The organism is Candidatus Nitrosopumilus sp. (genome assembly GCF_965223225.1).
Classification (GTDB): domain Archaea; phylum Thermoproteota; class Nitrososphaeria; order Nitrososphaerales; family Nitrosopumilaceae; genus Nitrosopumilus.
In genome coordinates, this window is sequence record NZ_CBDCVU010000004.1 from 305,497 (window position 1) to 318,565 (window position 13,069).

20 protein-coding genes are annotated in these 13,069 nt (G+C 35.3%); 13 read left to right on the forward strand and 7 right to left on the reverse strand.

Annotation, left to right across the window (positions count from 1 at the left end; translation table 11 throughout):
• Entirely contained in the window at window positions 1-1,416 is a 1,416-nt protein-coding gene (leuC, locus tag ACOQN3_RS02065; protein WP_420544830.1) for a 3-isopropylmalate dehydratase large subunit, read from the forward strand.
• On the forward strand, window positions 1,416-2,000 hold the full coding sequence (gene leuD, locus ACOQN3_RS02070) for a 3-isopropylmalate dehydratase small subunit (RefSeq protein ID WP_420544831.1): 585 nt from the start codon (window positions 1,416-1,418) through the stop codon (window positions 1,998-2,000). Before leuC ends, leuD begins: the two co-directional genes overlap by 1 nt.
• On the opposite strand, the gene ACOQN3_RS02075 is transcribed toward leuD, so the two are convergent.
• From ACOQN3_RS02075 to ACOQN3_RS02095, 5 genes are all read right to left on the reverse strand, one after another.
• On the reverse strand, window positions 1,978-2,697 hold the full coding sequence (locus ACOQN3_RS02075; protein WP_420544832.1) for a nucleotidyltransferase family protein: 720 nt from the start codon (window positions 2,695-2,697) through the stop codon (window positions 1,978-1,980). The two genes, leuD and ACOQN3_RS02075, sit on opposite strands and share 23 nt — an antisense overlap.
• Before the next feature lie 3 nt (window positions 2,698-2,700).
• Window positions 2,701-3,150 (reverse strand): 30S ribosomal protein S9, encoded by a 450-nt coding sequence (gene rpsI, locus ACOQN3_RS02080; RefSeq protein ID WP_420544833.1) that lies wholly within the window; start codon window positions 3,148-3,150, stop codon window positions 2,701-2,703.
• On the reverse strand, window positions 3,147-3,611 hold the full coding sequence (locus ACOQN3_RS02085; RefSeq protein WP_420544834.1) for a 50S ribosomal protein L13: 465 nt from the start codon (window positions 3,609-3,611) through the stop codon (window positions 3,147-3,149). The genes rpsI and ACOQN3_RS02085 overlap by 4 nt, the downstream gene beginning before the upstream one ends.
• A complete protein-coding gene (locus ACOQN3_RS02090; protein ID WP_420544835.1) occupies window positions 3,604-3,927 on the reverse strand; it encodes a 50S ribosomal protein L18e in 324 nt (107 codons plus the stop codon). The genes ACOQN3_RS02085 and ACOQN3_RS02090 overlap by 8 nt, the downstream gene beginning before the upstream one ends.
• Before the next feature lie 68 nt (window positions 3,928-3,995).
• Window positions 3,996-4,661, reverse strand: coding sequence for a DNA-directed RNA polymerase subunit D (locus tag ACOQN3_RS02095; RefSeq protein WP_420544836.1), 666 nt, complete (start codon window positions 4,659-4,661; stop codon window positions 3,996-3,998).
• Between the two features lie 198 nt (window positions 4,662-4,859).
• On the opposite strand from ACOQN3_RS02095, the gene ACOQN3_RS02100 reads away from it, so the two are divergent.
• The 8 genes from ACOQN3_RS02100 to ACOQN3_RS02135 are packed head-to-tail and all read left to right on the forward strand — an operon-like array spanning window position 4,860 to window position 9,392.
• Window positions 4,860-5,546, forward strand: a complete 687-nt coding sequence (locus ACOQN3_RS02100; protein WP_420544837.1) for a ribosome assembly factor SBDS — start codon at window positions 4,860-4,862, stop codon at window positions 5,544-5,546.
• A complete protein-coding gene (gene rrp4, locus ACOQN3_RS02105; RefSeq protein WP_420544838.1) occupies window positions 5,546-6,226 on the forward strand; it encodes an exosome complex RNA-binding protein Rrp4 in 681 nt (226 codons plus the stop codon). Before ACOQN3_RS02100 ends, rrp4 begins: the two co-directional genes overlap by 1 nt.
• The gene (gene rrp41 / locus ACOQN3_RS02110; RefSeq protein ID WP_420544839.1) at window positions 6,226-6,960 is read left to right on the forward strand and encodes an exosome complex exonuclease Rrp41; all 735 of its coding nucleotides are present in this window, start codon (window positions 6,226-6,228) and stop codon (window positions 6,958-6,960) included. Before rrp4 ends, rrp41 begins: the two co-directional genes overlap by 1 nt.
• Before the next feature lie 3 nt (window positions 6,961-6,963).
• Window positions 6,964-7,770: an exosome complex protein Rrp42 gene (gene rrp42, locus ACOQN3_RS02115; RefSeq protein ID WP_420544840.1), complete on the forward strand. Its 807-nt coding sequence runs from the start codon at window positions 6,964-6,966 to the stop codon at window positions 7,768-7,770.
• 13 nt (window positions 7,771-7,783) lie between these two features.
• The gene (locus ACOQN3_RS02120) at window positions 7,784-7,996 is read left to right on the forward strand and encodes a 50S ribosomal protein L37 (RefSeq protein ID WP_420544841.1); all 213 of its coding nucleotides are present in this window, start codon (window positions 7,784-7,786) and stop codon (window positions 7,994-7,996) included.
• Window positions 7,980-8,225, forward strand: coding sequence for a KEOPS complex subunit Pcc1 (locus ACOQN3_RS02125; RefSeq protein ID WP_420544842.1), 246 nt, complete (start codon window positions 7,980-7,982; stop codon window positions 8,223-8,225). Before ACOQN3_RS02120 ends, ACOQN3_RS02125 begins: the two co-directional genes overlap by 17 nt.
• Window positions 8,226-8,248: 23 nt before the next feature.
• A complete protein-coding gene (locus ACOQN3_RS02130) occupies window positions 8,249-8,650 on the forward strand; it encodes a prefoldin subunit beta (RefSeq protein ID WP_420544843.1) in 402 nt (133 codons plus the stop codon).
• A 49-nt stretch (window positions 8,651-8,699) separates the two neighbouring features.
• Window positions 8,700-9,392: an ERCC4 domain-containing protein gene (locus ACOQN3_RS02135; RefSeq protein ID WP_420544844.1), complete on the forward strand. Its 693-nt coding sequence runs from the start codon at window positions 8,700-8,702 to the stop codon at window positions 9,390-9,392.
• A 122-nt stretch (window positions 9,393-9,514) separates the two neighbouring features.
• Here the strand turns inward: ACOQN3_RS02135 and ACOQN3_RS02140 are convergent, their stop codons facing one another.
• Both ACOQN3_RS02140 and ACOQN3_RS02145 read right to left on the reverse strand, forming a co-directional pair.
• A complete protein-coding gene (locus tag ACOQN3_RS02140; protein WP_420544845.1) occupies window positions 9,515-10,024 on the reverse strand; it encodes an NOB1 family endonuclease in 510 nt (169 codons plus the stop codon).
• Window positions 10,014-10,829 carry an NAD(+)/NADH kinase gene (locus tag ACOQN3_RS02145; protein ID WP_420544846.1) on the reverse strand — a complete coding sequence of 272 codons (816 nt, stop codon included), beginning with the start codon at window positions 10,827-10,829 and terminating at the stop codon, window positions 10,014-10,016. Before ACOQN3_RS02145 ends, ACOQN3_RS02140 begins: the two co-directional genes overlap by 11 nt.
• A gap of 89 nt (window positions 10,830-10,918) precedes the next feature.
• Here ACOQN3_RS02145 and ACOQN3_RS02150 point away from each other — a divergent pair, with 89 nt between their 5' ends.
• Genes ACOQN3_RS02150 through ACOQN3_RS02160 form a run of 3 tightly spaced genes read left to right on the forward strand, consistent with a single transcriptional unit; the run spans window position 10,919 to window position 13,058 of the window.
• Window positions 10,919-11,764, forward strand: coding sequence for a sulfurtransferase (locus tag ACOQN3_RS02150; RefSeq protein ID WP_420544847.1), 846 nt, complete (start codon window positions 10,919-10,921; stop codon window positions 11,762-11,764).
• 1 nt (window position 11,765) lies between these two features.
• Window positions 11,766-12,074, forward strand: a complete 309-nt coding sequence (locus ACOQN3_RS02155; RefSeq protein WP_420544848.1) for a hypothetical protein — start codon at window positions 11,766-11,768, stop codon at window positions 12,072-12,074.
• Window positions 12,075-12,110: 36 nt separating this feature from the next.
• Entirely contained in the window at window positions 12,111-13,058 is a 948-nt protein-coding gene (locus ACOQN3_RS02160) for a 4Fe-4S dicluster domain-containing protein (protein WP_420544849.1), read from the forward strand.
• The last annotated feature ends 11 nt before the right edge of the window (window positions 13,059-13,069 follow it).

Consider the following 13,069-nt stretch of genomic DNA (forward strand, 5'->3'; position numbering starts at 1 on the left):
ATGGGGCAAACTCTTTTTGAAAAAATCTGGGAATCTCACGTTGTAGTTGAAAAGTCTAGTGGGCCATCACTCATCTATATTGACAGACATCTTGTCCATGAAGTAACATCTCCTCAAGCTTTTGACGGATTACGAATGAATAATAGAAAAGTGCGTAGACCTGATCTTACTATAGCTACTATGGATCACAACGTTCCTACTGATAATAGATCTCTTCCAATTTTGGACCAAACGTCTGCTGTACAAATCCAAACTTTGGAAAAAAATTGTAAAGAATTTGGAATAAAACTATTTGACATCAATAGTCCTAATCAGGGTATTGTACATGTAATTGGCCCGCAATTGGGAATTACTCTTCCTGGTTCTACAATTGTTTGTGGAGACAGCCATACTTCTACACATGGAGCTTTTGGCTCATTAGCTCTTGGAATTGGAACAAGTGAGGTCGAACATGTTCTTGCTTCTCAAACTTTGTGGTTGGAAAAACCAAAACCTTTTGAAATCTTAGTGAAAGGAAAAAGAAGTAATCCTCATGCAGTAACTGCTAAAGATCTAATCCTCTCAATTATCAAACAAATTGGAACAAGTGGTGGAAATGGTACTGTTATTGAATATCGAGGCGAAGGAATCACTGATCTTTCTATGGACCAAAGAATGACAATTTGTAACATGTCTATTGAAGCTGGTGCACGTGCTGGACTTATTGCTCCTGATGAAACTACTTTTGATTATTTGAGAGATAGGAAATACACTCCAAAAAATTATGAATCTTTGGTGGATTCTTGGAGAGATTATTTGAAAACAGATGCTGATGCCAAATTTGAAAAACAATTCACCATAAATATTGATGAAATAGCTCCTCAGGTTAGCTGGGGAACCAATCCTGGAATGACATGTGATGTTACCGAGTCTATTCCTTCTCCAGAAGAATTTTCAAAGGGCGATTCTAGTCAAAAAAAAGGTGCTGAAAAAGCTCTTGCTTACATGAATCTTGAACCTGGAACACATATGGAAGACATTAAAATTGATAGAGTCTTTATTGGCTCATGTACCAATGCTAGGCTAGAAGATCTAATTGAAGCCTCTAAGGTAGTGCATGGGCAAAAAATATCTCCAAACGTACGGGCAATGGTTGTTCCTGGCTCTCAATTAGTAAAAAAACAAGCCGAAGAATTAGGTCTTGATAAAATTTTCATTGATGCAAATTTTGAATGGAGGGAAGCTGGATGCAGCATGTGTTTGGGAATGAACCCTGACATTTTATCTCCTGGCGAGCGATGTGCAAGTACTTCTAATCGAAACTTTGAAGGAAGGCAAGGTACTGGAGGTCGCACTCACCTCGTAAGTCCTGTAATGGCAGCAGCAGCAGCAATAAATGGTCATTTTGTTGATGTACGTAAAATGGATTTGATTTAATGAAGAAATTTGTAAATGTGACCAGTATTGTTACTCCTCTCGATAAAGTCAATGTAGATACGGATCAAATTGTTCCAAAACAATTTTTAAAATTAGTTCAAAAAACAGGTTTTGGAAAATTCTTGTTTTATAATTGGAGGTATGATGAAAATGAAAAAGAAAAAACTGATTTTGTATTAAACAACTCTCGGTATGCTCATTCTAAAATCTTAATATCTGGCGCTAATTTTGGATGTGGTTCTAGTAGGGAACATGCTGTATGGGCTCTTCTTGATTATGGTTTTTTGGTAATAATTGCTCCTTCTTTTGCTGATATCTTTTTTAGCAATTGTTTCAAAAATGGGATCTTGCCAATCTCATTAAAACAGGAAATTATTGATGAACTTTTGTTAGAAAAGGATCCTATTACTGTAAATCTTAAAAGTCAAACGATTACAACATCTTCTAATGAAATTTCCTTTGAAATTGATTCTCATAAAAAAAGAATTCTTCTAGAAGGATTAGATGATATTTCTCAGACATTGGAATATGATGACAAAATTAGACAATTTGAAGAGAATTCTAAAATCCCATCTGTTTTGTAATTTTATTTACTGCTTTCTTGTTTCGTTCTAAAACTGTTGGTGATTCTGCATCAATCCATTCTTTATTTCCTATGTCATAAGAACTTATTTTTCCCTCTTTGGAAAGATCTTGCAATATGTCATATGCTAGATTAATTTCTATTTGATCTTGTTTTGCTTTTATTTTTTTGATTACCTCTTTTCCTAACATGTAAATCCCTAGACATTCTGCCAAGTGTAGTTTTACAATTGGTTTTTCTTTGAATTCTGTTATGATTCCGTCTTTGACAACTGCAAATCCTGTTTCTTCCTTTCTTTTAGTTCGCGTAGCAATACATGCAACACTTTTCTTTTCTTTAAACACTTTTTTCATTTTTTCAATATCTATTGCGCACAAATTATCTACAAACCATAGCAGAAACTCTGATTCTTTTTTCAATAATTTTTCAATGTGGAGTAAATCTCCACCAGTTCCATTTCCTGAGTCTTGAACAAAGATGATGTTTTTCTGCTTTTCAAAATAATTGCTTATTTGTCCGCCTAGCCCCTCAAAATCTGCAATTATGATTATTTCATCGATAATTTTCTGAGAGTTAAGATATTTTACGACGTAATCTATCAATGGTTTGCCATTGATAGGTGTCATTGCTTTTGGAAAATAATCTGTATATGGTTTACCTCTAGTTCCTTTGCCGCCTGCTAAAATTACTGCCTTCACAGTCTAACGATAGGATTTTTGTTTTCTTCTTCTTGCTCCAGGTCCACCAAATTTCTTTGGTTCTTTTCTTCTGGCATCTCCACTAATCAAATATTTATCAAATTCTGTTATTCTATTTCTTAGATCTTCTCTAGTGGATTTTGGAAATGGGTGTTCTTTTGGTTCTTTTTTTGATTTTGTCCATCCTGTCAGTGCTCTTGAAATGCCTGTGGCTACTGCACTAGCTTGCCCCATAAAACCTCCTCCTCTAACTCTGACTGAAATATCTATTTTTTCTCTTAGGTCACCTGTTATTTCTAATGGTGCTAAAATCACTTCACGTGCAGTTTCTTGTGGTATCATCTCGACAGGAATGTTGTTAATTCTAACTTTACCTTGACCTTTTGTAATGTATACGTGAGCACTAGATGTTTTTCTAGTTGCAAAATAGATTTCAGTTTTTGGAGTTGTCATTCAGTCCACCCTATTACTCTGCCTAGTTCTCCTATTGTGGTGTAGTTTGAAGCAGATTTTTTAATTTTTGCTTTTTCAAATTGAATTTTCTCTATTGATTTTAGTTCCTTTGGTGATCCAATGTATGTTCTAAGTCTTTTATGAGCCTCAATTCCTGATGGTTTTTTTCCATATGGCAGCATCCCTCTGATCATTTTTGTAATCATTGTGTCTGGTCTTCTTGGATGTACTGGGCCGTGTTTTGGATTAATGATACTGTTGATTTCTAAAAATTCTCTGTATTCTTTAATAATATTACTCCTTGTTCCGCTTAACATGATCTTTTCACAATTTACAAGAGACACTCTGTTGCCCTTTAGTAATAATTTTGCAACTTGTGATGATAGTCTTCCTGCAATATGATCCGTTGCATCCACTACGATTGGTTTGTCTGTTCTAACCACAGTTTCTTGATCAGCCAAGCAAAACAACTCCTTTCCCTGTGGGATTATTTTCTATTAAATCTGAATATTTTATCAGTTTGCCTCCATTATTGATAATTTTCTTCGCAGCGGAATTTGAAATCGAGAATGAACACAGCGTAATTTTATGAGGAATATTTCCTGTACCTAATACTTTTCCTGGAAATACTACTACATCATTTTCTTTTGTCAACTGACCAATCCTTTTCAGATTGATATCACGTCTAGCAATTGATGGTTTTAAGGCATATTCTGCTAATTTTGCCCATATTGGAGCATCATTTTTAGCTGATGCTTTTCTCAGATCTTTTGCCATACGTATAACAACTTGATTAGTCATGTGAATAATGCGGTTTAAAACCCAAATATAATGTCTATGCTTGACTATTCTTTAATTTGTCCAATCATTGCTTTAAAATCATTTAATCGATTACTTACTTCTTCTACTCCTGCCAAGACGATCTCTTCTGGAGTGAGAGCACCTGTTGATTCTACTGTGAGAATCCTTTCATCTTCCTTGTCTGTCTCTGTCAGTGTTGAAATATTTGCAGAATTCCACTTTGCATGTTCAGTACCTTGACCCAACCTTGCGTAACATTCCACTTTAATTCTTTGACCGGGAGCAAGTTGTACAATTGGGACTTTATCTGAAATTGGTTTTATTGAATCATCTTCTGATGATAATTCACTTGAAACCACAGTTCTTGTAGTATCTGCATCCCCTGAATCCAAAACTAACATGACTTTACAATTAGAACACCCTGCTTCACTCTTACAATCGCATTTTGCAGGTTCGTTAAATCTAGACAAATCTGTTTTTATTGGAATTAATCCTAACCTATGTGCTAATCCTTCATCTGGCAGAACCGATGAATTCTCAATAATATCTACAGTATCAATTGCAAAAACTGGTACTCCGTTTAAGCAAACACGCCTGAGTGCGTTAGAATATTGCAGAGGAATGCCTTTTAATTTTATTGAAATCTTATGATTATCTTTGCTTATAACTTCCAGAGATGACAAATCTTGAAGAAAATCTTCAAAGTCCACATAAAAATCTAGCTAGTTCTGTATTCGTCATTTGGTTTTCCATTATTTTTGCTGATATTTTTTGTAAAAATCTTATCCAGTGAGAGCATTCTAATGACTCATACAAGTTTTAGATTTTTCAAATTTTAAAGGGATCACATGAGACTCTATTAGAAAGGATACCTTATCACTTAATTACTAAATTATTTGATACATAGCATGGCAGATGTTACTGTAGTACGGTATTCCCACGAAGGGGAAAAATTTGAAATTTTGGTTAAACCAGATCCTGCATTGGATTACAAATTGGGTAAGAAAAAAGATATTTCTTCAGTGTTGGTTTCTGATGACATCTATACTGATTCTGGAAAAGGAACTAAACCTGCCACTGACAAATTAGTTAAAGCATTCAAAACTGAAGATTCTGCTGAAATTGTCAAAATTATACTGCAAAAAGGTGATCTGAATCTTACTACTGATCAAAGACGTAAAATGGTTGATGAAAAGAAAAAACAGATAATCGCATTTATTGCTAAAACTTACGTTGATCCTAAAACCCATCTTCCACATCCTCCATTAAGAATAGAACAAGCTATGAAAGATGGAAGAATCTCAGTTGATCCTCAAAAAAATGTAGATGAACAAGTAAAAGACATTGTTGACAAATTACGATCCATAATTGCACTAAAGTCTGAGAACTTACAACTGGAGATTGTTATCCCTGCCCAATATGCATCACAATCTTATGCTATTTTGAAATCTGTAGGTTCGCTAAAAAAAGAGGATTGGCAAAATAACGGTTCATTAAAAGCAATACTTGAAATACCCGCTGCAGCAAGGCCAAACGTGATTGATAGATTAGGTTCTATAACCAAAGGTTCTGCTTCAGTAGAGGTAATACAATAATGGAAAATAAAAGAAAATATGTCATACCTGGTGATGTAGTTACAAGTGGTCCTTATAGGCCTGAACAAAATGTACTATTAGAAGGAAATAAGATTATCTCTACTACTATTGGTATTTCCGAAATTTATGATGACTCTGTAAGGGTAATTCCATTAACAGGAAAATACATTCCAAAAATTAATGATCTTGTTATTGGCAAGGTTGTTTCTCATACCTCTTTGTCTTGGGAACTCGATATTAATTCCTGCTATGTTGGTTTTTTGCCCGCACAAGATGTTTTTGGCAGGGATTTTTCTGCTCACGCTGATGAACTAACCTCTAAACTAAAGACAGGTGATCTTGTTGCTGCTAGAATCGCAAATTTTGATAGGACTAGAGATCCCTTGGTAACAATTTCTGATAGAGATCTGGGGAAAATTGATTCAGGTGATCTAGTTCAAATTTCTCCAAGCAAGGTTCCACGCCTAATTGGAAAGAGAGGTACAATGATTCAAGCTATTGAAATGGCTACAAATGCCGCAATTACAATTGGACAAAATGGTTGGGTTGTAGTTTCATGCGAGTCTTCAGAGGGATTATTAAAGGCTAAAAAAGCCATTCAAATGGTTGATGATAAAGCACACGTGGCTAATTTGACTGATCAGGTAAAAGAAATGTTAGAATCAAAAGGTGAATCATAATGGGTGGAAGAGAAGCTACAATGGTCCTATTGGACGAGAATGGAATTAGATGCGATGGCAGAAAAGTTGACGAGCCAAGACGAATAATGATTAAAGCTGGTGGATTAAAAAATGCAGATGGTTCTGCATATATTGAATTTGGAGATAATAAAATTCTAGTTGGAGTATTTGGACCTAGAGATGTTCATCCTAAACACATGTCTGATACTGATACTGGAATTTTACGTGTCCGATATCACATGGAACCCTTTTCTGTCGGAGAAAGAAAAAACCCTGCTCCTTCAAGAAGAGAAATTGAAATATCTAAAGTAATCAAAGAAGCTCTGGAACCTGCAGTTATGTTGGATAAATTCCCTCGAACTGCTGTTGATGTATTCATAGAAGTCTTACAAGCAGATGGTGGTACTAGATGTGCAGCACTATCTGCAGCTTCTGTAGCTTTGGCTGATGCTGGAATTCCGATGAAAGATATGGTTGCAGCCATTGCAGCAGGTAAAGTTGCTGATACTGTTATTCTTGATGTTAATAATGAAGAAGATCAAGCAGGACAAGCCGACATGCCTATTGGTTATATGCCAAGTCTTGAAAAGATAACCTTGATGCAACTAGATGGCGTATTAACTCCTGAAGAATTCAAAAAATGTGTTGAAGTTGGAGTTAACGGCTGTAAAATTGTCTATGACTTACAAAAGAAGGCCCTCAACGACAAGTATTTTGGAAGTGGAGATGATTAGAAGATGACTTCTGGTTCTATTGTTGATGAATTAAAGAAAACACAAATTCTTGACCTACTAGAACATGGAAAGCGTGTAGATGGACGATCTTTGGATGAAGCAAGAGAAGTTCTTGTTGAAACAAACGTAATTCCAAAAGCTAATGGTTCTGCCCGAGTACGAATTGGTGATACCGAAGTAATCTGCGGTGTGAAAATTCAACCTGATAGGCCTTTTCCTGATATGGGCGACAAAGGTATTTTCATTTGTACTGCTGAACTTTTACCTTTATCTCACCCTAGCGTTGAAACTGGACCTCCAGGCCCAGATGTGATTGAATTAGCTAGAGTTGTTGATAGGGGAATTAGAGAGAGTCACATGATTGATTTGTCTCAATTAGTTATTGAGCAAGATAAATCAGTTGTCGGTGTATTTGCAGATAATGTAGTTGTTGATTATGATGGTAATCTTTTTGATGCATGTTCCTATGCTGCTACTGCAGCTCTACTTTATTCAAAAACTCCAAAATGGAATCTTGTAGATGATGTTCCTACATTAGTAGAAGGAGAAGACTCTCCAGTTCCAATCACCACAATCCCTGTGTCTGTCACAATGGGGAAAATAGGAAATCATATCATAGTTGATCCAAATGCTGAGGAATGGGCTAGCATGGACGCTAGAATTACAATTACAAGTGATTCTGATGGAAATATTTGTGCTTTGCAAAAAGGTGGAAATGATGGATTCACTATGGATGAAATCGTAAAATGTGGTGAAATTTCAGTTAGAGTTGGAGCAAAAATAAGAGAAAAATTAAAAGAAGGACAATAGGTAGACTGAAAAAATGGCAAAAGCAAAAAAATCTCTTAAGGGCTTAGGTGCAAGATACGGAATTAAAATTAGAAAACAATATACAAAAATTCACCTCCAATTAAAAGAGAAAAGAACTTGTCCTGAATGTGGTTCAAAAACATTTGGACGTGATGCAGTTGGAATCTGGTCCTGTAAAAAATGTAGTTTTAAAATTACCGGAACCGCATATGACATTAAACTTTAGTGCAAAAATAATCATTAATGCAAAAGAAAAAACTGGTGCTATTCATGATTCTGTATCGATAGATAATGCATTTTATCCTGAAAATCCTGTTAAAACTGAAATAAAACTAGATGATAATCTGACAATTTTAGTAACTTCTGAGAATTTGTCTCATTTAAGAGCAAATCTTAACTCTACTCTTAGATTAGTTCAAGCTAGCTATGATTCTATAGAATCGGTAAAGATATAATGAAATAACATTTTTCATATTTTGTGTCTGCAGGACAAATGCCACCATGGCTACAAGAACAAATTATGAAAATGCAACAATCACAACAGAATCTACAATCCATAATGTCTCAAAAACAACATCTTGAGATTGAAAAGGCCGAAACTCAAAAGGCACTTGAAGAATTAAAAAAAGTCTCCGATGATGATGCTGTCTTCAAACATGCAGGTACTGTATTGATAAAGTCCACTAAGAAAGAGTTGATTGAAGAATTGGAAGAAAAATTTGAAATGTCAAAAACACGTGCTACAGTTCTCGAAAAACAAGAATCTAGAGTGAAAGAAACTCTGAAAGAACAAGAAGCTAAAATCACTGAAATGATGAAAACAGGTTCTGCTAACCCTTCAGGTTCTACTGCATCCTCTGATGACAATCCTCGAAAATAGTTGTTATTTTATTTTCAAACAAAATATTAACAAACCATTGTAATCTGTTTTGTTGGCAAAACTTAATGATCTTAGAATAATTGTAGATGAACGAGAACGAAAAAGTGGTATTCCTGATCTTCTTAAATCTGTAGGGTTAAGTGTGGAGATGAAAACTTTGCCCATTGGTGATTATATTGTTGCACCTGAAACTGTTATTGAAAGAAAGAGCATTAGAGATTTGATGTCTTCTGTCTTTGATGGAAGATTATACGATCAATGTGAAAGATTGACAAAAAATTTTCAACATCCAATTGTTCTGATGGAGGGTAATGTTGATGAAATTGAAGAAATCACAGAAAATCCACTTATCTTTTACGGTGCAATTTCTACCGTTGTTCTTGACTTGAAAATTCCAATTATTCCTACTCCTAGTGCTTCTCACACAGCAAAATTGCTAGTTTCTATGTGTTCCAAGAAAAACCCTCATCAGGGACCTTATTTGAAAAAGATCAAAAAATCAACTGATCTAGAAAAACAGCAATTATCCGTTTTATGTTCATTGCCTGGGATTGGGGAGAAATTTGCAATACGAATGCTTGCAAAATTTGGAACTCCTTTGAAAGTTTTTACTGCAACAACGGCTGATCTTGCCAAAGTTGAGGGTCTAGGAGATGCACGTGCAAAGAAAATTAAAAAAATGTTGGAATCTACAAATAAATTCCTCAAGGAATCAAACCAAAAAACCTTAACTGATATGTGATGATTTAATTATAATAATTTTGAAATCTTGAAATTTTTAAAATGATGACATTATTGCAGTTCAAAATTTCTATATCTTTTCTGATTGATTTTTCTTTCAACTATTGTAAATGGCTCAAACCACTAATGTTGATTGCCTGCATCGGAAAGAGACTTTTTTTTAATCAATTTTCTTTTCAATACCGTCCCGCACATGGGGCATTCTTTTACATTTGTATGATTTGTTCTACATCCTGGACAATAATGAATCCATTTTCCTACATCTTCTATGCCTTTAGTCATTATGGGTGATATTTTTAATTTTAAACTTTCTGAAACATTTGAAATTGCAAAATCATCTGTAATTATTTCTCCTTTCATCTCGATGGCTAATGCAATTATTGATATGTCTTGTTTTGAAAGTTGGGTAAAATCCCCTGAATTTTTTGCAGCATTGGTTGCAGATTTAATTGCCTCTATGGTAGGTTCTCTAATTTTTAATCGGTTAGTTTCAAGTAGTGTTCCTAGAGCATTGTGATTTTTTTTAATATGTTTTATTTCATCGTAAACAAGTGATGTTGTATGGAATTCGTTATTCGATCTAAACGGGATTCCTGCATAAAATGCACTTGCATCTAAAATTCTAAAACCCAAGTTTGCTCATCTGTCTTAGCCCTCTTTTTTTCAATCTTACAAAGTTTGCAGTTTTTTTGTATTTTTTGATTGTTACTGACTCTTCATATCCTGCTGTTTTTATAACCTGTGCATCCATTACGATATTGCAATCATGCGAACAAAAAATCTCAATCTTTTCATCTGGAACCACAATTGATTCCAATCTGTAAACTGGCGCAACAGGTGTGATGATCAAAACATCTAAACTTTCATGTAATATTGGTCCTCCCAAAGAAAATGAATGACCTGTAGACCCACTCGGGGTTGCAACTATTACTCCATCCATTTTTTGTTTTACTGTGTCGTTTTGAAATTTTATCTCGATTTCAGCAGTTTTAGTTAAATTTGTTCGACTTATGTATATCTCATTTAATGCTGGAGGGAATTCTTTTCCTCCACATGATGCCACTACTCTTATTCTTTTATCTAAGAAAAATTTATCCTTTAAAATTTGATTTATTGCATCATCTATTTCATCAATTGTAATCTCTGCCAAAATTCCTCTGTTTCCTCCTACGTTGATTGTTAGAATGGGCACCTCGTTGTCTAAACTTCTAAAAACACGTAGTGTGGTACCATCTCCTCCTAAGGTGATGACTAGGTCTAATTTTTCCTGTTTTAACTCCTCTAATGTTTCAACTTTTCTTGCTCCTTCTACCTGAATCGGAGCAATTGTGAATACTGTTGATTTTTTTGCCAAGAGTTTTTTTGCAACATCTTTTGCAGCTTGTTCCGAATCTTTTGAACCGACTTTACTTACAACTGCAACCTTTTGAAGCTTCAATCTATTCTTCTCAACTCCTTTTACTTAAAAATGATATTTTTGGAACTGTTGGGAAAACAATTAAGTATGAAAATTATCTCATACAAACTATGAGTTATGCACATCCAGAAGTTTTAGTTGATACAGAATGGATATCTCAAAACCCTCCCAACGAGAATAGAAAAATAGTAGAAGTTGATTATGATCCAGTTAACGGATATGAAAAAGGACATGTAAATGGAGCTAGCCTCATTTGGTGGAAACGCGATATCAATGATCCTGTCACACGTGATATTATTAATAAAAAACAATTTGAAGCATTAATGTCCAAAAATGGTATAACTCCTGAAACTGAGGTTATCCTTTATGGTGATTTCAACAATTGGTTTGCTGCATTTGTCTTTTGGGTTTTCAAGTACTATGGCCACCAGAATCTGAAGATCATGAATGGTGGACGTAAAAAATGGGAACTAGAGAATAGAGATTACACTACTGATGTACCACAAATAACACCTTCTACATATGATGCACAACCTCCTGATGAAGGATTACGCGCCTATCTGTTTGACGTAAGCAGAGCTTTGGGTAAGGAAGATACTGTTATGGTTGATGTCAGATCTCCAGCAGAATTCTCAGGGCAGATTACAGCTCCTCCTGAATATCCAATGGAACATGCTCAAAGAGGAGGCCATATTCCAAATGCCAACAATATCCCATGGGCTACTGCTGTTAATGATGCTGATGGGACCTTCAAAGCTGTAGATGAATTAAGACAAAATTATGAACCGAAAGGTGTTACTCCTGACAAGGATGTTATATGTTACTGTAGGATTGGGGAAAGATCATCTCACAGTTGGTTTGTATTAAAATATCTACTCGGTTACTCCAAAGTAAGAAATTATGATGGATCCTGGACTGAGTGGGGTAACATGATAGGCAACCCCGTGGAAAAATAAATTGCTCTTAGACCTTCCCATTCTTGAGAAAGGCTCATTTTATTTTATCAAGGATGGGGAAGATAATTTTATCATGGAAGATAAAACAAAAAGAGGTCTTACTGTCAAAGAAACATCCGTTGATGAAAAATTAAACGTCAAAGCCGATAAAGGTATGATTCATGACATGGATGGCATTGGCCATTGGGTTCCAATACGGTGGTATTTTTCAAAGGATCTGTATGATGTTTCTGATGTTTTAATTCATGCCGAAGAGATGGAGAAAAAATATACAGCACTGCGAGAACTCACCTGTCCTGATGATGATTGATAACCTTTTTAAATAAAATCAATTAATTTAATCCAAATGTCACTACTTCTTAAGGATCGTGTCTGGTCTATGGAGGCACCTACAGCAAAACGTGGTGTGTATCCTTTACATGGATTCAAACTTGGTCTTTATCGATTGCCAATTACGCTTGAAGATCCTAACGAGCTAAAATCTGTCCATGACGGTCTCAAAAAGGCATTTGAAATGGACATGTATGCTGATAGAATATTTGCTACTTATCGATGGAAGGAACAAAACATGAAAGATCCTGATGCCCGAGGATATGAAGAAGTAGAACTCTCTGTTACCGTAGAGATTGTTACGGGTGAAGTTGTGGATATTATTTATCAAATTTTTCCAATTGAGAAATTCGGAGATCCAAATTGGGTCAAGGATTACAGAAAAAAGGCAGATCATTTTGCAAAGATGGTTATTGATACTATTTTACGTAACACCATTTTGGCTGACAAGATGGTCTCTTTTCTAGCAAAGAGCGAAAAAATTTCTGAAGTTGCTGCAATTCAAAAATTAGAAGATCTAACTCCTCTGGCCAAGATCGTACTTGGCGCAAAACCAAAACCCGTTGAGGCCTCTGATGACGAAGAGGACGAAGATGATGATGCAATTGAGATTCCTGATGGCGCAAAACCCGGACCAATTGATGTTGACTATAAATCAAAACTAAAACCATCTAAACCCCATGAAGCTGCAGAACATACCATCAAAACTTGGGGAAGAAAAGGCACTAACAATGGAATTCTTGGTGTTTGGGGAGAATTTGTCTCCGTAGATTATGATATTTGTGTTGCAGATGGCGGATGTATAGAGGCTTGTCCTGTCGGTGTTTATGAGTGGTTTGAAACTCCTGGTAATCCTGCATCTGAGAAAAAACCATTAATGTCAAAAGAACCTGATTGTATATTCTGCCTTGCTTGTGAAGGTGTTTGTCCTCCACAGGCAATTAAGATCTTTGAACAAAAATAGATTTTGCAAGT

Bases quoted from the DNA above. Each gene is read 5' to 3' on its own strand.
- leuC (WP_420544830.1), top strand. From the start codon at position 1: ATGGGGCAAACTCTTTTTGAAAAAATCTGGGAATCTCACGTTGTAGTT.
- leuD (WP_420544831.1), top strand. From the start codon at position 1,416: ATGAAGAAATTTGTAAATGTGACCAGTATTGTTACTCCTCTCGATAAA.
- rpsI (WP_420544833.1), bottom strand. From the start codon at position 3,150: ATGACAACTCCAAAAACTGAAATCTATTTTGCAACTAGAAAAACATCT.
- ACOQN3_RS02090 (WP_420544835.1), bottom strand. From the start codon at position 3,927: ATGGCAAAAGATCTGAGAAAAGCATCAGCTAAAAATGATGCTCCAATA.
- ACOQN3_RS02100 (WP_420544837.1), top strand. From the start codon at position 4,860: ATGGCAGATGTTACTGTAGTACGGTATTCCCACGAAGGGGAAAAATTT.
- rrp4 (WP_420544838.1), top strand. From the start codon at position 5,546: ATGGAAAATAAAAGAAAATATGTCATACCTGGTGATGTAGTTACAAGT.
- rrp41 (WP_420544839.1), top strand. From the start codon at position 6,226: ATGGGTGGAAGAGAAGCTACAATGGTCCTATTGGACGAGAATGGAATT.
- rrp42 (WP_420544840.1), top strand. From the start codon at position 6,964: ATGACTTCTGGTTCTATTGTTGATGAATTAAAGAAAACACAAATTCTT.
- ACOQN3_RS02120 (WP_420544841.1), top strand. From the start codon at position 7,784: ATGGCAAAAGCAAAAAAATCTCTTAAGGGCTTAGGTGCAAGATACGGA.
- ACOQN3_RS02125 (WP_420544842.1), top strand. From the start codon at position 7,980: ATGACATTAAACTTTAGTGCAAAAATAATCATTAATGCAAAAGAAAAA.
- ACOQN3_RS02150 (WP_420544847.1), top strand. From the start codon at position 10,919: ATGAGTTATGCACATCCAGAAGTTTTAGTTGATACAGAATGGATATCT.
- ACOQN3_RS02160 (WP_420544849.1), top strand. From the start codon at position 12,111: ATGTCACTACTTCTTAAGGATCGTGTCTGGTCTATGGAGGCACCTACA.